The organism is Pseudomonas sp. GM30 (assembly GCF_000282275.2).
In the GTDB taxonomy this organism is placed as follows: Bacteria; Pseudomonadota; Gammaproteobacteria; order Pseudomonadales; family Pseudomonadaceae; genus Aquipseudomonas.
This window is the reverse complement of the sequence record NZ_AKJP02000016.1, coordinates 36063-55256: the sequence shown is the minus strand read 5'-3', so window position 1 is coordinate 55256 and position 19194 is coordinate 36063. Positions and strand designations below refer to the sequence as shown.

At 59.6% G+C, this 19194-nt stretch carries 20 protein-coding genes; 8 read left to right on the top strand and 12 right to left on the bottom strand.

Annotated elements, in window-relative coordinates; genetic code table 11:
* Positions 1–156: 156 nt before the first annotated feature.
* The 3 genes from radA to katB are packed head-to-tail and all read right to left on the bottom strand — an operon-like array spanning position 157 to position 3706.
* Positions 157–1524, bottom strand: a complete 1368-nt coding sequence (gene radA, locus PMI25_RS12280) for a DNA repair protein RadA (RefSeq protein WP_007963764.1) — start codon at positions 1522–1524, stop codon at positions 157–159.
* Positions 1525–1567: 43 nt separating this feature from the next.
* Positions 1568–2104, bottom strand: coding sequence for an ankyrin repeat domain-containing protein (locus PMI25_RS12275; protein WP_007963763.1), 537 nt, complete (start codon positions 2102–2104; stop codon positions 1568–1570).
* Positions 2105–2164: 60 nt separating this feature from the next.
* Entirely contained in the window at positions 2165–3706 is a 1542-nt protein-coding gene (gene katB, locus PMI25_RS12270; RefSeq protein ID WP_007963762.1) for a catalase KatB, read from the bottom strand.
* Between the two features lie 286 nt (positions 3707–3992).
* On the opposite strand from katB, the gene mscL reads away from it, so the two are divergent.
* A complete protein-coding gene (gene mscL, locus PMI25_RS12265; protein WP_007963760.1) occupies positions 3993–4406 on the top strand; it encodes a large-conductance mechanosensitive channel protein MscL in 414 nt (137 codons plus the stop codon).
* A 41-nt stretch (positions 4407–4447) separates the two neighbouring features.
* Here mscL and PMI25_RS12260 read toward each other — a convergent pair whose 3' ends face one another.
* Positions 4448–5224, bottom strand: a complete 777-nt coding sequence (locus tag PMI25_RS12260) for a ferredoxin--NADP reductase (RefSeq protein ID WP_007963758.1) — start codon at positions 5222–5224, stop codon at positions 4448–4450.
* A gap of 330 nt (positions 5225–5554) precedes the next feature.
* On the opposite strand from PMI25_RS12260, the gene PMI25_RS12255 reads away from it, so the two are divergent.
* Positions 5555–6283 carry an autoinducer binding domain-containing protein gene (locus PMI25_RS12255; RefSeq protein WP_007963756.1) on the top strand — a complete coding sequence of 243 codons (729 nt, stop codon included), beginning with the start codon at positions 5555–5557 and terminating at the stop codon, positions 6281–6283.
* A gap of 150 nt (positions 6284–6433) precedes the next feature.
* Positions 6434–7558, top strand: coding sequence for a methyltransferase (locus tag PMI25_RS12250; RefSeq protein ID WP_007963755.1), 1125 nt, complete (start codon positions 6434–6436; stop codon positions 7556–7558).
* A gap of 74 nt (positions 7559–7632) precedes the next feature.
* Here PMI25_RS12250 and PMI25_RS28100 read toward each other — a convergent pair whose 3' ends face one another.
* From PMI25_RS28100 to PMI25_RS12240, 3 genes are all read right to left on the bottom strand, one after another.
* Complete coding sequence (locus tag PMI25_RS28100) at positions 7633–7800, bottom strand: DUF2474 domain-containing protein (protein WP_007963754.1); 168 nt, start codon at positions 7798–7800, stop codon at positions 7633–7635.
* Between the two features lie 84 nt (positions 7801–7884).
* On the bottom strand, positions 7885–8892 hold the full coding sequence (gene cydB, locus PMI25_RS12245) for a cytochrome d ubiquinol oxidase subunit II (RefSeq protein WP_007963753.1): 1008 nt from the start codon (positions 8890–8892) through the stop codon (positions 7885–7887).
* A gap of 3 nt (positions 8893–8895) precedes the next feature.
* The gene (locus tag PMI25_RS12240; protein ID WP_007963752.1) at positions 8896–10338 is read right to left on the bottom strand and encodes a cytochrome ubiquinol oxidase subunit I; all 1443 of its coding nucleotides are present in this window, start codon (positions 10336–10338) and stop codon (positions 8896–8898) included.
* Between the two features lie 547 nt (positions 10339–10885).
* Between PMI25_RS12240 and PMI25_RS12235 the strand changes: the two genes are divergently transcribed.
* The gene (locus tag PMI25_RS12235) at positions 10886–12124 is read left to right on the top strand and encodes an MFS transporter (protein ID WP_007963751.1); all 1239 of its coding nucleotides are present in this window, start codon (positions 10886–10888) and stop codon (positions 12122–12124) included.
* A 6-nt stretch (positions 12125–12130) separates the two neighbouring features.
* Here the strand turns inward: PMI25_RS12235 and PMI25_RS12230 are convergent, their stop codons facing one another.
* Both PMI25_RS12230 and PMI25_RS12225 read right to left on the bottom strand, forming a co-directional pair.
* Positions 12131–12682, bottom strand: coding sequence for a DJ-1 family glyoxalase III (locus PMI25_RS12230; RefSeq protein ID WP_007963750.1), 552 nt, complete (start codon positions 12680–12682; stop codon positions 12131–12133).
* Positions 12683–12749: 67 nt separating this feature from the next.
* Positions 12750–13199: a DUF4879 domain-containing protein gene (locus PMI25_RS12225; protein WP_007963749.1), complete on the bottom strand. Its 450-nt coding sequence runs from the start codon at positions 13197–13199 to the stop codon at positions 12750–12752.
* Positions 13200–13423: 224 nt separating this feature from the next.
* On the opposite strand from PMI25_RS12225, the gene PMI25_RS12220 reads away from it, so the two are divergent.
* Both PMI25_RS12220 and trmA read left to right on the top strand, forming a co-directional pair.
* A complete protein-coding gene (locus tag PMI25_RS12220; RefSeq protein WP_007963748.1) occupies positions 13424–14719 on the top strand; it encodes an NCS2 family permease in 1296 nt (431 codons plus the stop codon).
* Positions 14716–15795, top strand: coding sequence for a tRNA (uridine(54)-C5)-methyltransferase TrmA (trmA, locus tag PMI25_RS12215; RefSeq protein WP_007963746.1), 1080 nt, complete (start codon positions 14716–14718; stop codon positions 15793–15795). The genes PMI25_RS12220 and trmA overlap by 4 nt, the downstream gene beginning before the upstream one ends.
* Before the next feature lie 55 nt (positions 15796–15850).
* Here trmA and PMI25_RS12210 read toward each other — a convergent pair whose 3' ends face one another.
* Positions 15851–16297 carry a DUF2442 domain-containing protein gene (locus PMI25_RS12210; protein WP_007963744.1) on the bottom strand — a complete coding sequence of 149 codons (447 nt, stop codon included), beginning with the start codon at positions 16295–16297 and terminating at the stop codon, positions 15851–15853.
* Positions 16294–16722, bottom strand: coding sequence for a hypothetical protein (locus PMI25_RS28095; RefSeq protein WP_007963743.1), 429 nt, complete (start codon positions 16720–16722; stop codon positions 16294–16296). Before PMI25_RS28095 ends, PMI25_RS12210 begins: the two co-directional genes overlap by 4 nt.
* A 329-nt stretch (positions 16723–17051) precedes the next feature.
* On the opposite strand from PMI25_RS28095, the gene aroQ reads away from it, so the two are divergent.
* Positions 17052–17501: a type II 3-dehydroquinate dehydratase gene (aroQ, locus tag PMI25_RS12205; RefSeq protein WP_007963742.1), complete on the top strand. Its 450-nt coding sequence runs from the start codon at positions 17052–17054 to the stop codon at positions 17499–17501.
* Positions 17498–18352, top strand: coding sequence for a shikimate dehydrogenase (locus PMI25_RS12200; protein WP_007963741.1), 855 nt, complete (start codon positions 17498–17500; stop codon positions 18350–18352). Before aroQ ends, PMI25_RS12200 begins: the two co-directional genes overlap by 4 nt.
* A gap of 79 nt (positions 18353–18431) precedes the next feature.
* On the opposite strand, the gene PMI25_RS12195 is transcribed toward PMI25_RS12200, so the two are convergent.
* Complete coding sequence (locus PMI25_RS12195; protein ID WP_007963740.1) at positions 18432–19109, bottom strand: TetR family transcriptional regulator; 678 nt, start codon at positions 19107–19109, stop codon at positions 18432–18434.
* Positions 19110–19194 lie beyond the last annotated feature (85 nt).

The window sequence follows — 19194 nt, the reverse complement described above, 5'->3', positions numbered from 1 at the left end:
CGCCCCGTGGAAAACAACCCTGTTGGAACACCCTGTGGTGAGGGGATTTATCCCCGATGGGGCGCGGAGCGGCCCTGATAAATCCGGGTCTGCTGCGCAGCCCATCGGGGATAAATCCCCTCACCACAGGTTTTCATTCAATCAAGGGAATGGCGGCTATTCGAAGAGTGCGTCGAGCGCTTGTTCCAGCCGCGTCACAGCAATGATCTGCAACCCCGGCGGCGCCTCTTTCGGCGCATTGCCCTTGGGCACGATCGCGCGTTTGAAGCCATGTTTGGCCGCTTCCTTCAGACGCTCCTGCCCACTCGGCACCGGGCGCACCTCGCCGGACAAACCGACTTCACCAAACACCAGCAGATCATGCGGCAACGGCCGGTTGCGCAGGCTCGACATCACCGCCGCCATCAGCGCCAGGTCGGACGCCGTTTCCAGCACTTTCACCCCGCCGACCACGTTGAGGAACACATCCTGATCGTGGGTCGGAATGCCGCCGTGGCGGTGCAGCACCGCCAGCAACATCGCCAGACGATTCTGGTCCAGACCCAGCGTAACCCGGCGCGGATTGGCCAGATGGCTGTCATCCACCAGCGCCTGCACTTCCACCAGCATCGGCCGGGTGCCTTCCCACGTCGCCATCACCACACTGCCCGGGACTTCTTCCTGGGCACGGGTAAGAAAAATCGCCGAAGGGTTGGAGACTTCTTTCAGGCCCTTGTCGGTCATGCCGAACACGCCCAGTTCATTGACCGCACCGAAACGGTTCTTCACCGCCCGCAGCAAGCGCAGACGCCCATCGGACTCGCCTTCGAAATACAGCACGGTATCGACCATGTGCTCCAGCACCCTGGGGCCGGCGAGCGCGCCTTCCTTGGTGACGTGACCGACGAGGAAAATCGCCGTGCCGCTCTGCTTGGCATAACGCACCAGCAGCGCCGCGCTCTCACGTACCTGCGAGACGCCACCCGGCGCTGATTGCAGCTGTTCGGTGAAAATGGTCTGGATCGAGTCGATCACCATCACCTTGGGTTTTTCCTGACGGGCGGTGGCGATGATGGTTTCGATGCAGGTTTCGGTCATCACCCGTAGTTGATCCTGGGGCAGACCCAGGCGCCGGGCGCGCATCGCCACTTGTTGCTGGGATTCTTCGCCGGTGACGTACAGCGCCGGCATGCTCTTGGCGAGGTTGCACAGGGTCTGCAACAGAATCGTCGACTTGCCGATGCCCGGGTCACCACCGATCAGCACCACCGAGCCGTCGACCAGACCACCACCCAAAACCCGGTCCAGTTCACCGGACGCGGTAGAGAAACGCGGAATCTCCTCGATGCTGACTTCGGCCAGGGTCTTGATCTGCGCCTGCTGCCCGGCCCAGCCGGTACGTCCGGTGGGCGCCGTGGCCCCGCCGCTTTCGATCATGGTTTCGGTCAGGGTGTTCCAGGCGCCGCACTCGCCGCACTGGCCCGCCCACTTGGGAAAGGTTGCGCCGCACTCGGTGCAGCCGTACATGCGCTTGGCCTTGGCCATCTGGATCCCCCGGCAAAAACCGCGATGATAACGCAGCCACCGCTCAGCGCGGCGCGGCGGTGCGGATTTCGCCGTTGGCCAGACGCGCGGCACTGTTGCCCAGCGGATCCTCGGCATTGAGGTCGGCGCCCTTGGCCTTGAGCGCATCGAGCAGTTCGACACGCTTGAACAACCCGGCGAACATCGCCGCAGTCTGACCCGCGCCGTTGCGTTGATCGGGGCTGCAATCGGTGGCCATCAGCCTTCGAGCAATCTGCATCTCGCCTTTGAAAATCGCGCCCATCAGCGCCGTGTTGCCGCGTTGGTCCTGCGCGCAGGCATCAGCGCCTGCGGCCAATAACCGGTCAACTGCCGCACTCTGGCCGTGATACGCCGCCAGAATCAAAGCGGTGTAGCCCTTGCTGTCGCGGGTATCGAGGGAATAACCGGACTCGATAAACGTCTCGAGCATCGGCACATCGCCACGCCGTGCGGCGTCGAAATAGTAATCCTGCAACTGGGCCTTGATCGCCTCGGGGTTCTGTTCGGCCAGCGCAGTAAATGACAGGCAACCGAGCAGCAATAACAGACAAAATCGCATTCGCCGTCTCCTTGAGCAGAACGGGGCCTGAATCAGGCCCCGCGTGGCAGGGCATCGAGATCAGTCGACCAGTTTCGCTGCCAGCGTCTTGACCCGGCCAAGGTCACCCTTGGCCACTTTGGTTACGCCAGTGCCGTATTCCGGATCGGCCTTATAAAGGAAGGACAGAATGATGTGCTTGCTCTCGTCATCGGTGGTCGCCAGCGAGCCGCCGAAACTGGCGATCAGGTCCTGACGTTCCTGCTGGCTGAACGAGCGATACAGATCACCGGCCTGTTTGAAGTTCTGCTCACGCTGAATCTTCGCCTGCTGGGTGCTGCCCGACAGTGCCAGCTGGCTGTAGCGCGCGCTTTGCGGCTCCTCACGCGGTTGCAGGCGGCTTGGCTGATAGTTCACGCCAGACTGCGTGGCACCGAAGTTCATCGCACCGTCCTGATTGCCATTGTTGACGGCAACTTTTGGCGCGTTGATCGGCAACTGCAGGGCATTGGCTCCCAGACGATACATTTGCGTATCGGCATAAGAAAACACTCGGCCTTGCAACAGACGATCTTCTGAAGGTTCGATACCCGGCACAACATTGGCCGGAGCCATCGCCACTTGTTCGGTTTCCTGGAACACGTTGGCTGGATTACGGTTCAACACCATTTGTCCAACTTTTCGCTCAGGAACATTCGGCCAGATCTTGGTAGCGTCCAATGGATCGAAATCAAACTTGGACAAATCTTGCGGATTCAGCACCTGGATGTACAAGTCCCATTTCGGGAAATCACCCTTGTTGATATGGCTGACCAGATCATTAGTCATATGACTGTAATCCTTGCCCTGAACTTTCTCGACTTGTTCAGGTGTAAGGTTTTTGATGCCCTGCAAACTTTTCCAGTGGAACTTCACATAGTGCACTTCGCCTTTGGCGTTAACCAACTTGTAGGCATGCACGCCATTACCGTCCATCTCCCGATAACTGGCTGGAGTACCCGAATTGGAATACAGCTCGGTCAGCGTGCGAGTAGCTTCCGGCACGTGGGAGAAGAAGTCGAAACGACGTGAGTCATCGTCAAGGTTGGTACGTGGATCGGGCTTGAAGGCGTGGACCATGTCTGGAAACTTGATCGCATCGCGGATGAAAAAGGTCGGGAAGTTGTTGCCGACCAGGTCCCAGTTGCCATCGGCAGTGTAGAACTTGGTGGCAAAACCCCGTGGATCACGCAGGGTTTCCGGGGAGTGGTTGCCGTGAACCACCGCGGAGAAGCGCACGAACACCGGGGTGACCTGGCCGGCGGCAAATACCTTGGCCTTGCTCAGGTCGCTGAGATCGTTGGTCACCGTGAAGGTGCCATGGGCACCGGTACCGCGGGCATGCACCACGCGCTCAGGAATGCGCTCACGGTCGAAACGCTGGAGCTTCTGGATCAGTTGCACATCCTGCAGCAGCACCGGGCCGGTGGCGCCGGCGGTCTGCGAATTCTGATTATCGCCGACCGCCGCGCCGTTATCCCGGGTCAGGGGCGCGGCGTGCACGGAGAAGGTCAGCAAGCTGGCGGTAAGCACGCCGAGCGTACGGCGATGGGGAAAAGCCCCCAGTCCAAGAGTGGAATTCATATCAGGTTCCTCTGGTTTTTTTGGGCGCATCCAGGTGCGCCAACCAGAGGCTAGAGGGCTACGCCGGTGAACATAAATAGAAAGTTCGCAACCCGACGATTGAAAAAAATGGCTTTGCGATCAGCGATTTACGGCGTATTTCGCGCGCGATTAGTGGCACTTTGCAAACTAATCGTCGATTCATGTGTCGATAAAAACGGGCATTGTAAGAAGGTGTTTCGCGCAGGACGCGTTTTGCTGATTTACACTGCGTACACCAAACTCATCTGTAACAAGGAAATAACCTATGGGCGTGCTAAGTGAGTTCAAGGCCTTCGCGGTCAAAGGCAATGTGGTCGACATGGCCGTCGGTATCATCATCGGCGCGGCCTTCGGCAAAATCGTTTCGTCGTTTGTCGGCGACGTGATCATGCCGCCAATCGGCCTGCTGATCGGAGGGGTGGACTTCAGTGATCTGGCCATTACGCTAAAAGCCGCCGAGGGCAACGCCCCTGCCGTGGTATTGGCTTACGGTAAATTCATCCAGAGCATTCTGGACTTCGTGATCGTCGCCTTCGCGATTTTCATGGGTGTCAAAGCCATCAACCGTCTGAAACGCGAAGAAGCCGTAGCCCCTTCCCTGCCACCGGTTCCGACCAAGGAAGAAGAGTTGCTTGGTGAGATCCGCGATCTGCTCAAAGCCCAGAACAACCGGCCTTGACTGCTTTATGAATAAAAACGGCGCCTGATGGCGCCGTTTTTTTACCAGTAGTTTTCCACCGCCACCTGCCCCGGTCGCCGCGTCAGGCTCAGGCTCATGTGGCGTTGTTTCAGCAGTGCCCTGGTGTCATCGATCATCTGCGGATTTCCGCACAGCATGACGCGCGAGTGCTCGGGGGTCAGTTCAACGCCGGCTTCACGCTCCAGCTCGCCGTTTTCAATCAGCGTGGTGATGCGACCGTGCAAGGCGCCCGGCAATTGTTCGCGGGTAACCGTGGGGATAAACCGCAGCTTATGGGCATGTTCTGCCAGGTAATCACGCCTGGACAGCTCAGCAATCAATGACTGGTAGGCCAGCTCTCCGGCCTCACGCACGCTGTACACCAGAATGATCCGCTCGAATCGCTCCCACACTTCGAAGTCCTGCAGAATCGACAGAAACGGCGCAACCCCGGTCCCGGTGGATAACAGCCACAGGTCCCGACCGTCGACAAACCGATCCAGCGTCAGGTAACCAAACGCCTGGCGCTCCACCAGCAGGGTATCGCCGACCTGCAGCCGGCTCAGTTCACCGGTGAATTCGCCACCCGGCACCACGATGGAGAAGAACTCGAGAAACTCGTCATGAGGCGAAGAGACCATCGAGTAGGCACGCCACACCGTACTGCCATCAGCCTTGGTCACCCCCAGGCGGGCGAATTGTCCTGCGCGAAACCTGAAACCCGCATCGCGTGTGGTACGCAGGGTAAACAGGCTGGGGGTCAAGGGCTGCACGTCGAGCAGGGTCTGGGCGGTAAACTTCTCTGCGCTGACAGTCATGGGGCACTCCACTGAAAAGTCCCTTACAGTCTCGCGCAAACCCAGAGCATAAAACACCACTGATTTTGTAATGACTTCCTATTCACGGAGCCCAGCTCAATGAGAAGTAGACCCATATACAGTTAATACAGCGCTATCCATAAGCACATTGAATGACAGGCTACATACAATGAGTTATTGATGAGTCATAACTTTTCCAGCAACTAACACCCCCCTATAAGAGCAAAAAAATTCAACGCCTCTTGTAGGACCTGTCCTACACTCCGTTGCGTGCAGGATCCGATTGGATCCAAGCAAGCACCCCCGAAAACAACTCATGGAGAGTTTGTGATGGAAATGTGGAAGGAGTCGCAATTAAAGCAACTGACTTTCGCAAGAGAAATAGAGACCGCTTATCCGATCCTGCTGCGATTCGCTCAAAATATTGGGTTCAATTTTTGTGCTATCTCATTAACATCAATGAATCGGAACGCTGACTTCAAAGCCTTGCAAATCAATAACTATCCGATGGAGTGGAATCAACTTTATGAAAAACGGAGCTACAGCAAAATCGATCCGGTAATAGCACACTGCAATCATTCGATGCTGCCGATTGTCTGGACCGAGGACGTGTTTTCGCAGACCCTGCCACTATGGGATGCCCAACAGAAACATGGGTTGCGCCACGGCTGGTCGCAGTCGTTTCACCATGAAGCCAGCGGCCTGTGCAGCACGCTCAGCCTTGTCAGAAAAAATGGCCCACTGAGCCCGCTGGAGTTGTACGAGCATTTTGGCTATATGTTTTACGCAACCAGCCATCTGAGCGATCTGTTCGCCAGAACCTTGCCCAGAGCACCGAAAAAGCCGCAGCACCCGCACCTCTCACCACGTGAACTGGAAGTGTTGAAGCTCTCGGCGCTCGGCAAAACGGCCTATGAAATCGCCAGAATCCTCTGCCTGAGCGAACGGACCGTGAATTACCACGTGCAAAACGTGATTATCAAACTGAACGTCTGTAACAAGATTTCGGCGGTCATCGCTGCCAGCCGCTGTGGCCTTCTCGATGCCCCGATCGCCTAAAGCCACGAGTAATTCGCCAGAAAAAAACGTACCATTTGCGACCTTCCTGAGTGATGACGTGAACCTTGACGTTGTATTTCACTCGGACGGTTCCGCTGCGCGACACCCTGGGCTGCGGGCCACCCGTTGATTAACCAGAGTTCCCGTACCATGCCCTTGCTCGATACACCCTTCGCCCAACTCGACCTGATCCGCCAGCCAGAACAGCAGAACGAACCGCTGCAAGCGTTCGACGCGGCTGACGAATACCTGCTCAATCATCTGGCCACGCAACAACCGACGGCAGACACCCGGGTATTGGTACTCAATGACAGCTTCGGAGCGTTGGCGGCAAGTCTGGCGGGCAAGGTACAGGTCAGCAGCAGTGGCGACTCGTTTCTCGCATTCCAGGGGCTGGAAAAGAACCTGGTACGCAACGGCCTGGCATTTGATGCGGTGCGCGGGATTGCGGCCAGTGAGCCGTTGGTCGGACCGTTCGACCGAGTGCTGATCCGCGTCCCCAAGACGCTGGCATTGCTGGAAGAACAACTGATTCGCCTGCAAGGGCAACTGGCACCTGGCGCCGAAGTGGTGGCAGCGGCCATGGTCAAGCATTTGCCGCGTGCTGCCGGTGATCTGCTGGAGCGTTACATCGGTCCGGTACAGGCCTCACTGGCGGTGAAAAAGGCGCGCCTGCTGATCGCCACGCCCGAGGCCAAAGCCCCGGCGACCTCGCCCTATCCTTCGCGTTACCAGCTCGACGAGCCGGCCATCGAATTGCTCAACCACGCCAACGTGTTCTGCCGTGAAGGTCTGGACATCGGCACCCGAGCCTTTCTCCCACACCTGCCAAAAAACCTCGGCAGCGCCCGCGTCGCCGACCTCGGCTGCGGTAACGGCGTACTGGCCATCGCCAGTGCCCTGCACAACCCTGAGGCGCACTACACGCTGGTCGACGAATCGTTCATGGCCGTGCAATCGGCCGCCGAGAACTGGCGTGCCGCGCTGGGCGAGCGCGAAGTGATCGTGCGGGCCGGCGATGGCCTGGCCGGTCAAGAGCCGCAATCGCTGGACGTGGTGCTGTGCAATCCGCCGTTCCACCAGCAGCAGGTGGTTGGTGACTTCCTCGCCTGGCGCATGTTTCAGCAGGCCCGTGAAGCGCTGGTGGTGGGCGGTGCGCTGTACATTGTCGGCAACCGTCATCTGGGTTATCACAGCAAACTGGCGCGGCTGTTCCGTGGCGTCGAGCAAGTGGCGGCCACGCCGAAATTCGTGATTCTCAAGGCCCGCAAGTAAAACCTCAGGCAAAAAAAACCCTCCGCGGTACAGAGGGTTGTAAACCGTGCCCAAGGGCCACGGGACGGGATGTATCAGTGCGTGGTCAAACCGGCCGCGTTCATGAACAGGCGCATCAGGCTGGCGGCAATGAACAGCGCGCCGACGCTACCGATCCAGATCAGGGCCAACCAGCCGAGCCGCTGCCACAGCGGTTTTTTTTCGGCTTCTTCAATCTCGTGCAGGGAATGTTTGCCGTTCATTGCATCGTTCCTCCATCAGGCGATGACGTCGCCAAGGACGCCATCGCGAGCAGGCTCGCTCCCACAGGTGAGCAGAGCGAGAGATCAGTGGTAACCGTCTTCATGGGTGACCTTGCCGCGGAACACGTAGTAGCTCCAGAAGGTGTAACCCAGGATGAACGGGATGATGAACAGCGTACCGACCAGCATGAAGCCCTGGCTTTGCGGCGGTGCGGCGGCGTCCCAGATCGAGATCGACGGCGGCACGATGTTCGGCCACAGGCTGATGCCCAGACCGCTGTAGCCGAGGAAAATCAGCACCAGGGTCAGCAGGAACGGCATGTAGTTGGCGTTGCGCGCCACCGCGCGGATCAACCCGTACAGCGTTACCAGCACCAGAATCGGTACCGGCATGAACCAGAACAGGTTCGGCATGCTGAACCAGCGTGTCGCGATCTCGGGATGAGCCAGCGGTGTCCACAGACTGACGATGCCGATCACCGCCAACAGCACGAACGCCAAGGGCCGCGCGAGGTTGTGCATCTGCTCCTGCAACTTGCCTTCGGTCTTCATGATCAGCCAGGTGCAACCGAGCAAGGCATAGGCCACCACCAGCGCGGCGCCGCAGAACAGGGTGAAGGGCGTCAGCCAATCCAGTGAACCGCCGGCGTATTGCCGATTGACCACTGGCAAACCGTCGATGAAGGCCCCGAGTGCCACGCCCTGGAAGAACGTCGCCGCCACCGAGCCGCCAATGAACGCCTTGTCCCACAGGTGACGCTTGTCGTCCTTGGCCTTGAAGCGGAACTCGAACGCCACACCGCGGAAAATCAGGCCGATCAGCATGAAGATCAGCGGCAGGTACAGCGCCGACAGCACTACCGAATAGGCCAGCGGGAACGCGCCGAACAACGCCGCGCCGCCCAGTACCAGCCAGGTTTCATTGCCGTCCCACACCGGGGCGACGGTGTTCATCATCACGTCACGGTCGGTCTTGCCCGGGATGAACGGGAAGAGAATCCCGATCCCCAGGTCAAAGCCGTCCATGACCACGTACATCATGATGCCGAAGATGATGATCACGGCCCAGATCAGCGGAAGATCAATACCCATGAGTCAAATCTCCTTTTCCAGGCTGCGATGCGAACCAGCGTCAGTGCCCTCGTCATCGGCGGCGGACAACGGCCGAGCCGGTGTGCGTTTCTGGCCAGGACCGCCGTCGTTGGTTTCCTTGCCTTCGTCGGTTTTCGGTCCTTTGCGCACCAGACGCATCATGTAGCCGAGCCCCGCACCGAACAGCGCGAAATACACCACGACAAACATGATCAGGGTGATGCTCATCTGCATGAAGCTGTGGTTGGACGAAGCATCTGCCGTGCGCATCAGCCCATAGACCACCCACGGCTGACGACCGATTTCGGTGGTGAACCAGCCGGCGAGGATCGCGATCAGGCCGGACGGCCCCATCCACAACGCCAGATACAGGAACGGCCGCGAGGTGTAGAGCGAATCGCGCTTGCGCAGCCACAGACTCCACAGACCGGTGAAGATCATCAGGAAGCCGAGGCCGACCATGACCCGGAACGACCAGAACACGATGGTCGAATTCGGCCGGTCTTCAGGCGGGAACTCCTTGAGTGCCGGCACCTGCTTGTCCAGCGAGTGGGTCAGGATCAGGCTGCCGAGGTAGGGGATTTCCACGGCGAACTTGGTTTTCTCTTCCTTCATGTCCGGCCAGCCGAACAGAATCAACGGGGTCGCTTCGTTGCCTTTGTTTTCCCAGTGACCTTCGATCGCGGCGATTTTCGCCGGCTGGTGCTCAAGGGTGTTCAGGCCATGAAAGTCACCGATAACCGCCTGGATCGGCGCGACGATCAGCGCCATCCACATCGCCATCGACAGCATGGTGCGGATCGCCGGGTTGTCCTTGCCGCGCAGCAGGTGCCAGGCCGCCGACGAGCCAACGAAGAACGCCGTGGCGACGAACGCAGCGGTCGCCATGTGCATCAGGCGATAGGGGAACGACGGGTTGAAGACGATGGCCAGCCAGTCGGTCGGGATCACCTGACCGTTGACGATCTCGAAGCCTTGCGGGGTCTGCATCCAGCTGTTGGAAGCGAGAATCCAGAATGTCGAGATCAGCGTGCCGATCGCTACCATCACTGTGGAGAAGAAGTGCAGTTTGCGTCCGACCTTGTTCCAGCCGAACAGCATCACCCCGAGGAAACCGGCTTCGAGGAAGAATGCCGTGAGCACCTCGTAGGTCAGCAGCGGCCCGGTGACGGAACCGGCGAAGTCCGAGAAACGACTCCAGTTGGTACCGAACTGGTAGGCCATGACCAGACCGGAAACCACACCCATGCCGAAGTTGACGGCAAAGATCTTCGACCAGAAGTGGTAGAGGTCTCGGTAGGTGTCGTTATGGGTTTTCAACCACAGCCCTTCGAGCACCGCCAGGTAGCTCGCCAGACCAATGGTGATGGCCGGGAACAGGATGTGGAACGAGATGGTGAACGCGAACTGAATTCGGGCGAGATCGAGTGCCTCTAAACCGAACATATGGCTTCCTCTGTCAGGTAATACCGGCAACAGGGCTTGTGGCCCCTGCGCCTACTGCCCCCACGGATATGGAGTGCGGCGAATTCTGATTCGTTCTTTTTAACAGCCATCGCAACGCAGGGAGTCTGGCCGACGGGCCACCAGACCATCGCCTGGGAGGGTCTTGATCTGGATCAAGCAACGTTGAAAGAGTAGTCCCATTTGCGACGAACAACCGCGTGGTCGTTTGCCGCGTGACAAGTTGCCTCATTGCCTGGGCAACGCTCTGAAACAGATGTCCCAGAGCCAGAAAACCCTTTGTGGCGAGGGAGCTTGCTCCCGCTCGGCTGCGCAGCAGTCGTAAAAAGATTTTCCAGCGCTTGCCTGAAAGCAGGATTGCGCTGGCTTGGGGCCGCTTCGCGACCCGGCGGGAGCAAGCTCCCTCGCCACAGAGAAAGGGGTATCCGGATAATCGATGTCTGGCTAACTAAATTTTCTGTCATAGCAACTTCCTGTTACAGACTGGTGATAACCTCGCGGTTCCCCCCCGAGCCAGACCTGCCTTCAGATGCCCAGCCAAGAGCCCCTGCTGTTACGTCACCATCGTCCGTTTCTCGCGTTCTGGTTCGCCCGGATCTTTACCGCCAGCGGTTTTCAGATGCTCACCGTGGCGATCGGCTGGAATCTGTACCAACTGACCGGCAACGTGCTCGACCTGGGGTTGGTCGGTCTGGTCGAATTCGCGCCTCGGGTGCTGTTCATGCTGCACACCGGGCATGTCGCCGACCGTTATGACCGGCGCCGGGTCGCCGCGATCTGCCAGTCGTTGCAGGCATTGATTGCCCTGGCACTGGCCATCGGCAGTGCGACCGACCACGTCACCCGGGAAATGATCTTTATCCTCGCCTTCCTGCTCGGTGCGGCGCGCTCCTTCGAAATGCCGACGACCCAGGCGCTGCTGCCGAGCATCGTGCCCAGCGCCCTGTTTCCACGGGCGGTCGCCGCCGCGCAATCGGCTCAACAGTCAGCCACCATTGTCGCTCCAGCCCTCGGTGGCTTGCTTTACGCGTTCGGCAGCGTCTGGGTCTACGGCCCGACGGTATTGCTCTACGTCATCGCCTGCACCTTGATGCTCAACCTGCCCGCCCGGCAAACGCCGCTGAACAAGGGTAAAGCCACGCTGGATTCGTTGCTGGCAGGCATCCGCTTCATTCGCAGCCGCCCGGACATTCTCGGGGCGATCTCGCTGGATCTGTTCGCGGTGTTGCTCGGTGGTGCGACGGCGCTGCTGCCGGTGTTCGCCAAGGACATCCTGCTCACCGGGCCGTGGGGTCTGGGCCTGCTGCGCTCGGCGCCGGCGGTTGGCGCGCTGGGGATGTCACTGTTCCTCGCCCGGTTCGCCGTCGAGCGCAACGTTGGCCGGGTGATGTTCACCGCGGTCGGCGTATTCGGCGTGGCAACCATCGCCTTTGGCCTGTCGACCTCGTTCTGGTTCTCGCTGGCGGTGCTGGTGGTGCTCGGCGCGGCGGACATGATCAGCATGGTCATCCGCGCCTCCTTCGTGCAACTGGAAACCCCGGACGAGATGCGCGGCCGGGTCAGCGCGGTGAACGGCCTGTTCATCGGCGCCTCGAACCAGTTGGGGGAATTCGAATCCGGCCTCACCGCCCACTGGTTCGGCACCGTGCCGGCCGTGGTCATGGGCGGGATCGGCACACTGGTGGTCACCGGAACGTGGATCAAACTGTTTCCGACGCTGGCCAACCGCGACCGGATGCATGTGCCGGTGGAAGAGGCGAAGGTCTGAGGCTCGTCAAACCAACATCTCCCCCGCCACTTTCGCCCGCAACGCCTTGCCACCAAGCTGCTCCACCAGCGTCAGGGCAAACACCAGTGCGCCACCTGAGCCTTGGGCGGTGATGCCGTTGCCGTCGACCACCACCGATTGATCAACAAACGTACAGCCTAAAAGTTGATGGCTGGCACTCGGCAGGCAGGTCATGCGCCGTTGACGCAACACGCCAAAAGCTTGCAGGGCGATGGCCGGCGACTCGGCGATGGCGGCGAACAGGCGCCCGGCGCTGGCCTGGTCCTTGAGTAATTGTTGCAGCGGCTGATGCGCTGCCAGATGTTGTGCACCGACAACACCACCGGGCAGGACGATCAGGTCGAAAGTCTGCGCCGGTACATCAATCAGCATGCCATCCGCCGTGAGACGCGTACCGCGCGCGCAGGTCAGCATGCGCCGACCTTCGATGCTGGCCGCCACGACTTCGACGCCGGCACGGCGCAGCACGTCGATCAGGGTCACGCTTTGCAGATCATCGATGCCCTCGGCGAGGGTAATCAGGGCTCTAAAGGTCATGGGCGCCATCCGCTGAGTGATCTTTAAAGCGTAGTCAGCTTTGCCCTGCCCCGTTCGTTGACAGCCGTTACTTGATGTAAAGCTGGGTCGACATGGTGTTGCGTGGCGCGTTGATCGAGGTGTTGCTGAAACTGAAAGTGCCTTCCTGCTTGCCCGCCAGATCGAAGGTATACAGCGAGCCGACAGTTTTGCTGCCGGGCGTGCACTCGGTCAGGTTGCCGTTATCAAAGGCGCACACCGGCGCCCGGGTGCCGTTGACTTCAAAACCGTCCAGCGTAGCGTGCGGCTGGTTCTGGCCATAGCCGACTTCCAGTACGTACACCTTGATACTCGGCCCGGCGTGATTGCATTGAGTCTGGGTCTGTCCGTCACCGATGTCTTCCAGCCCACAGGCGGGCGACTGAACCTTGATCACTTTCACTTGCGTCAACGGTGGTGCCGAGGCTGCCAGCGCCGCCGTCGACCCGGCCATCAGCCCGGCCACTAACCCGAAAGCCTTCATCCAGCGCTTGCCCATGTGATCGCGTTTCCCCGAAAAATTCAGCGCGCAGTATGGCGCAGTTGGCCCTGCGGCAAAACTTCGACGACGTTCGGCACCAACATCCGCCATATTCCTCACGCGGCTGGTATGATGCGCGGCTTTTTCCGGCCCACCATAAATTCCCAGGCGCTTGCGACGGTCTGTGCTTTGCTGTTGAGGTCGATACATTCACGGCGCCGCGCGCGCCACGGGGAGCAGACATGCTGGAAAGGCTGTTTCAACTCAAGGCACACAACACCAATGTGCGCACCGAGATTCTTGCGGGCGTCACGACCTTCCTGGCCATGGCCTACATTCTGTTCGTCAACCCGAGCATTCTCGGCGAGACCGGCATGGACAAAGGCGCGGTGTTCGTCGCCACCTGTCTGGCAGCCGCCATCGGCTCGACCATCATGGGCCTGATCGCCAACTACCCGATCGCCCTCGCACCGGGAATGGGCCTGAACGCCTTCTTTACCTACACCGTGGTCCTGCACATGGGCCACACCTGGCAAGTGGCGCTGGGCGCGGTGTTCATCTCGGCGGTGTGCTTCTTCCTGCTGTCGATCTTCCGCATCCGCGAATGGATCATCAACAGCATCCCGCTGCCACTGCGCTCGGCGATTGCTGCCGGTATCGGCCTGTTCCTCGCGCTGATCGCCCTGCACAACGCCGGCATCGTGGTCAGCAACCCGGCGACCATGGTCGGCCTCGGTGACCTGAAAGCCCCGGCGCCGATTCTCGCCACCCTTGGTTTCGCCCTGATCGTCGCCCTCGAAGCGCTGAAAGTGCGCGGCGCGGTGCTGATCGGCATTCTGGCAGTGACCATCATTTCCATCGCCATGGGCTTCACCCCGTTCGGCGGCGTGACTTCGATGCCACCTTCGCTGGCGCCGACCTTCATGCAACTGGACATCAAGGGCGCACTGGACATCGGTCTGGTCAGCGTGATCTTCGCCTTCCTGTTCGTCGACCTGTTCGACAACTCCGGCACCCTGATCGGCGTCGCCAAGCGTGCCGGCCTGATGGGCAAGGACGGCCATATGCCGAAAATGGGTCGTGCACTGATCGCCGACAGCACCGCCGCGATGGCCGGTTCGCTGCTGGGCACTTCGACCACCACCAGCTACATCGAATCGGCTGCCGGCGTGAGTGCTGGCGGCCGTACCGGTCTGACGGCCATCGTCGTGGCGATCCTGTTCCTGCTGGCGCTGTTCTTCTCGCCACTGGCGGCCAGCGTTCCAGCCTTCGCCACCGCTCCGGCACTGCTGTTCGTCGCCGTGCTGATGACCTCGGGCCTGGCGGAAATAGACTGGGAAGACATTACCGTCGCCGCGCCGGTGGTGGTCACTGCGCTGGCCATGCCGTTCACTTACTCGATCGCCAACGGCATCGCGTTCGGCTTCATTTCCTGGACCGTGATCAAGCTGCTGTCGGGCCGCGCCCGTGAGCTGAACCCGGCGCTGGTGATTCTGTCGATTCTGTTCGTGATCAAGTTGGGTTGGTTCAACGCATGACTTTCGATTCCCAGGCCTACGCCACTCAGCTCGAAGACAAGGTCACGCGTTTGCGTGACCTGCTGGCCCCGTTCGGTGCGCCAGAGCCGACCGTGTTCGACTCGCCGCTGCAGAACTTCCGCCTGCGCGCGGAATTTCGCCTGTGGCGCGAGGCCGGTGAGCGGCACTACGCGATGTTTTCCCAAGACGACAAACGCACGCCGATCCTGATCGAAGAGTTCCCGATTGCCAGCCTGCGCATCAACCAGTTAATGCCGCAGCTCAAGGCGGCATGGCAGGCCAGTTCGGCGCTGAGCCACAAGCTGTTCCAGGTGGAGCTCCTGACCACTCTGGCCGGCGATGCGATGATTACCCTGTGCTATCACCGTCCGCTGGATGAGCACTGGCATGCGGCCGCGTCGAAGTTGGCGGCTGATCTCAACGTCAGCGTCATCGGCCGTTCCAAGGGCAAACGCGAAGTCATCGGCCACGATTACGTGGTGGAGAAACTCGACGTCGGTGGTCGCACGTTCAGCTATCGCCAGCCGGAAGGTGCGTTCACCCAGCCCAACGGCACGGTGAACCAGAAGATGCTCAACTGGGCATACGAAGCGCTGGGTGATCGTCCTGACGATCTGCTGGAGCTGTACTGCGGCAACGGCAACTTCACCCTGCCGCTCGCCACCCGCGTGCGCAAAGTGCTGGCCACCGAGATCAGCAAGACTTCGGTCAACGCCGCACTGAGCAACCTCAGCGAAAACGCTGTGGATAACGTCACGCTGGTGCGTCTGTCCGCCGAAGAGCTGACCGAAGCGCTCAACGAAGTGCGCCCGTTCCGTCGCCTGCAAGGCATCGACCTGAAGAGCTACGAGTTCGGCAGCGTATTCGTCGACCCGCCACGCGCCGGCATGGACCCGGACACCTGCGAGCTGACCCGACGCTTCGACAACATCCTGTACATCTCCTGTAACCCGGAAACCCTGGCGGCCAACATCGCCCAACTGCACGACACGCACCGCATCACCCGCTGCGCGATGTTCGACCAGTTCCCGTGGACGCATCACATGGAGTCCGGGGTGTTGCTGACCCGCCGTTGATGGCGAATGCCGGATACGAAAAAGCCGTCTTGATTGACGGCTTTTTTGTTCCTGCTTACGGTGCAGTGTCGGTCTTACGTGGACGCCCGCCCTTCTTGCCATTTGCTCGTGCAGCTTCGGATTTTGCCGCACTGCTTTGACGACCGTTGCGCGACGCAACCACCGAAGCCGCCATCCTCATGAGTGACGGGCTCGCCGAAATCATTCCGGTGATGGAAACGTCGAGGTCTTTGCCCTCGTGGCAAAGCGCAGTGCCTGCATAGCCGACTGTCAGGTTCGCATAATCGTCTGAATCAAACCCGTCGAACTCCGAATACTGGCTCACCGGTAGCATCACACCGCTGCCGTCTTCAAAACGAATGACCAGAGACGGGCTTTCAAAGGTCACAGAAACAGCCTGCAAGCTACTAGCTTGGCGCGCTTCGCCACGTTTTATCGCGGCATCAAGCATTTCTTCCGTCAGCGGACGATGTACGGACGGCTTTGCCTTGATGACTTTCATAAATCGATTTCAACTCCTGCCAGTTTGCCGAGCAATGTCAGAACAGTCTTGTCTGCTTCTGGCTCATAACGCGCCGAACTGATCCTGTAGGTCGTAGCGGTGACCGGTTTCATCACGGGAACTTCGTTTGACTCGCAGTCCCACACCTGATTGTCGAGACAAACTGTCTGCAAGACTGACCACCAGATCCCTCGTGCGCGACGCAGATGAGCAGGTTGCCCCAGTGATCGACACAATCCTTCCAGCACCGCCAGCGGCGGTCGACGTGAAAGCGGCACGACATCCCACAGGTCAATGTCGTTGTGCCAGAAACTGAACTGAAATCGGGCATTCCAGGCGCCTGCATTAACGTGAACATGTGGCGGGCAATGCTCATCTCGCAACATGATGCTTATCGACAATCCCTTGTAGTTGCATACTTTCATGCTAACCCATCCGTTAGGTTAATAAGTTTCAGAATTCGATTTTCCTTTCAAATCCGACGGCCGGTGCTGCACTGCACCTCAATGCCTTTCACCACATTCAGACTAGCGTCGGCACGGATGAGGAAGCGCTGCATCTTCGAGAAAAAACGTAAGCAAAACTGTCGATACAATTCGAAAAATCCGAATGCAATGTGGCTCTTGTGCGATCACCGAACATAAAACATCGGACGCAACGCCGTTCAATTGACCATGGTAACCATCTGGTACATTTTACCTCCACAGGCTGAAACACTCGGCCCAAGCCAACAACAATAAGTGGAGTTTGCCCCATGTCCCCTATCGTTCTGGTGCTCAACGGCCCGAACCTGAACCTGCTCGGCACCCGTGAACCGGCGACCTACGGTCACGAAACCCTGGCTGATATCTCTGCACTGTGCGGGCGTGCCGCCGAAGAATTCGGCCTGACGGTGGAGTTTCGCCAGACCAATCACGAAGGTGAATTGCTCGACTGGATTCACGCGGCACGCGGGCGTTGCGCCGGGATCGTGATCAACCCGGCGGCCTGGACGCACACCTCGGTGGCGATCCGCGACGCGCTGGTCGCCAGTGAGTTGCCGGTGATCGAAGTGCATCTGTCCAACGTCCATGCGCGTGAGCCGTTCCGCCATCACTCCTTCGTTTCTGCCATCGCTACGGCGGTGATGTGCGGCTTCGGCAGTCATGGCTATCGCCTGGCGTTGGAGCATTTCAGTCAACGGCTGAAAGGACGCGCAGCATGATCCGCAAGAACGTAATACTCGCCGGGCTGATTGGCGCTGGCATTCAGGCCTCGCGCACGCCAGCCCTGCATGAACACGAAGGCGATGCGCAAGGCCTGCGTTACCTGTATCGGCTGATCGACCTCGATCAGTTGCATCTGGACAGCAACGCCCTGCCCGACTTGCTGCAGGCCGCCGAACGGATGAACTACACCGGTCTGAACATCACCTTTCCGTGCAAGCAGGCGATCATCCCGCTGCTCGACGAACTGTCGCCGGAAGCCCGGGGCATCGGCGCGGTCAACACTGTGGTACTCAAGGACGGCAAGCGCATCGGCCACAACACCGATTGCCTGGGTTTTGCCGAAGGTTTTCGTCGGGGCCTGAAGGACGCTGCGCGTGAACGTGTGGTCCAGATGGGCGCCGGGGGTGCAGGGGCGGCGGTGGCCCACGCGCTGTTGAGTGAAGGCGTACAGCAGCTGAGCATTTTCGACGTCGACCGCGAACGCGCCGAGAGTCTGGCGAACAACCTCAACCAGCATTTCGGCTCAGGCCGCGCGCTGGCCGGGCGTGATCTGCCGGGCACGCTGAATCAGGCCGATGGCCTGGTGAACACCACGCCGATGGGCATGGCCAAACTGCCGGGGATGCCGGTGCCGGTGGAGTTGCTGCGCAAGGAACTGTGGGTCGCGGAGATCGTTTACTTCCCGCTGGAAACCGAACTGCTGCGCAACGCCCGCGCGCTGGGTTGCCGCACGCTGGACGGCGGCAACATGGCGGTGTTTCAGGCGGTGAAGGCATTTGAGCTGTTCAGCGGCGTGGTGCCGGATGCGCAGCGCATGCTGGCGCATTTTCAAAGCATGAACGTTTAAAAGATCAAAAGATCGCAGCCTTCGGCAGCTCCTACAGGGCCTTGTGTAGGAGCTGCCGAAGGCTGCGATCTTTTGCTTGTCACGGCTGCAAGTAGCGCAACACCGACTCGCAGATCATCTCGCGATGACGCTGCTTGATGCTTTCATCCGGCAGGTCGATCTGAAAAATCTCACCGAACGTATGGCGGTTCGAGACGCGATAGAAGCAGAACGAGCTGATCAACAAGTGCACATCCAGCGCGTCCAGCCCGGCGCGGAAGACACCCTCCTCGGCACCGCGACGCAAAATCTCGCCCAGTGAATCGAGGATCGTATTGTTCATCGCCTTTATCGCATCCGAACGCTTTACGAACTCGGCGTTGTGGATATTTTCGATACACACGATGCGCACGAAATCGACGTTGCGGTCGTGGTGATCGAAGGTGAATTCCACCAGTCGACGGATCGCCACCACCGGCGGCAACTCGGCCAGGTGCAGGCGGTTTTCGGTGCTGCGGATGTCGCCGTAAAGCTTCTCCAACACCTCGACGTACAACTGCTCCTTACTGCCGAAGTAGTAATAGATCATGCGTTTGGAGGTGTGGATACGCTCGGCGATCGCGTCAACGCGGGCGCCGGACAGGCCCTGCTGAACGAACTCGACGATCGCCTCCTGCAGGATGTTCTCGCGGGTTTTTTCCGGGTTGTTCTTGCGACTCTTGCGCGGCTCGATGCCGGATTCGACGGGAGCGGCGGGAAGTTCTGAAGTCATTGTCATTGCGGGCTCACGGCCATCACTGCACAGGTTGGCGATTATGGGCCGCGCTGCACAGTGAAGGAAGCCACGCGGCTCGTGTTTAATC

What these genes read in the sequence shown, in the direction of transcription:
- PMI25_RS28095 (WP_007963743.1), bottom strand. Translation starts at nt 16,722, where the DNA reads ATGAAAGTATGCAACTACAAGGGATTGTCGATAAGCATCATGTTGCGA.
- PMI25_RS12255 (WP_007963756.1), top strand. Translation starts at nt 5,555, where the DNA reads ATGGAAATGTGGAAGGAGTCGCAATTAAAGCAACTGACTTTCGCAAGA.
- PMI25_RS12230 (WP_007963750.1), bottom strand. Translation starts at nt 12,682, where the DNA reads ATGACCTTTAGAGCCCTGATTACCCTCGCCGAGGGCATCGATGATCTG.
- PMI25_RS12220 (WP_007963748.1), top strand. Translation starts at nt 13,424, where the DNA reads ATGCTGGAAAGGCTGTTTCAACTCAAGGCACACAACACCAATGTGCGC.
- PMI25_RS12195 (WP_007963740.1), bottom strand. Translation starts at nt 19,109, where the DNA reads ATGACAATGACTTCAGAACTTCCCGCCGCTCCCGTCGAATCCGGCATC.
- PMI25_RS28100 (WP_007963754.1), bottom strand. Translation starts at nt 7,800, where the DNA reads ATGAACGGCAAACATTCCCTGCACGAGATTGAAGAAGCCGAAAAAAAA.
- PMI25_RS12260 (WP_007963758.1), bottom strand. Translation starts at nt 5,224, where the DNA reads ATGACTGTCAGCGCAGAGAAGTTTACCGCCCAGACCCTGCTCGACGTG.
- PMI25_RS12235 (WP_007963751.1), top strand. Translation starts at nt 10,886, where the DNA reads ATGCCCAGCCAAGAGCCCCTGCTGTTACGTCACCATCGTCCGTTTCTC.
- PMI25_RS12240 (WP_007963752.1), bottom strand. Translation starts at nt 10,338, where the DNA reads ATGTTCGGTTTAGAGGCACTCGATCTCGCCCGAATTCAGTTCGCGTTC.
- PMI25_RS12250 (WP_007963755.1), top strand. Translation starts at nt 6,434, where the DNA reads ATGCCCTTGCTCGATACACCCTTCGCCCAACTCGACCTGATCCGCCAG.
- trmA (WP_007963746.1), top strand. Translation starts at nt 14,716, where the DNA reads ATGACTTTCGATTCCCAGGCCTACGCCACTCAGCTCGAAGACAAGGTC.
- cydB (WP_007963753.1), bottom strand. Translation starts at nt 8,892, where the DNA reads ATGGGTATTGATCTTCCGCTGATCTGGGCCGTGATCATCATCTTCGGC.
- mscL (WP_007963760.1), top strand. Translation starts at nt 3,993, where the DNA reads ATGGGCGTGCTAAGTGAGTTCAAGGCCTTCGCGGTCAAAGGCAATGTG.
- katB (WP_007963762.1), bottom strand. Translation starts at nt 3,706, where the DNA reads ATGAATTCCACTCTTGGACTGGGGGCTTTTCCCCATCGCCGTACGCTC.
- PMI25_RS12210 (WP_007963744.1), bottom strand. Translation starts at nt 16,297, where the DNA reads ATGAAAGTCATCAAGGCAAAGCCGTCCGTACATCGTCCGCTGACGGAA.
- aroQ (WP_007963742.1), top strand. Translation starts at nt 17,052, where the DNA reads ATGTCCCCTATCGTTCTGGTGCTCAACGGCCCGAACCTGAACCTGCTC.
- PMI25_RS12225 (WP_007963749.1), bottom strand. Translation starts at nt 13,199, where the DNA reads ATGGGCAAGCGCTGGATGAAGGCTTTCGGGTTAGTGGCCGGGCTGATG.
- PMI25_RS12200 (WP_007963741.1), top strand. Translation starts at nt 17,498, where the DNA reads ATGATCCGCAAGAACGTAATACTCGCCGGGCTGATTGGCGCTGGCATT.
- PMI25_RS12275 (WP_007963763.1), bottom strand. Translation starts at nt 2,104, where the DNA reads ATGCGATTTTGTCTGTTATTGCTGCTCGGTTGCCTGTCATTTACTGCG.
- radA (WP_007963764.1), bottom strand. Translation starts at nt 1,524, where the DNA reads ATGGCCAAGGCCAAGCGCATGTACGGCTGCACCGAGTGCGGCGCAACC.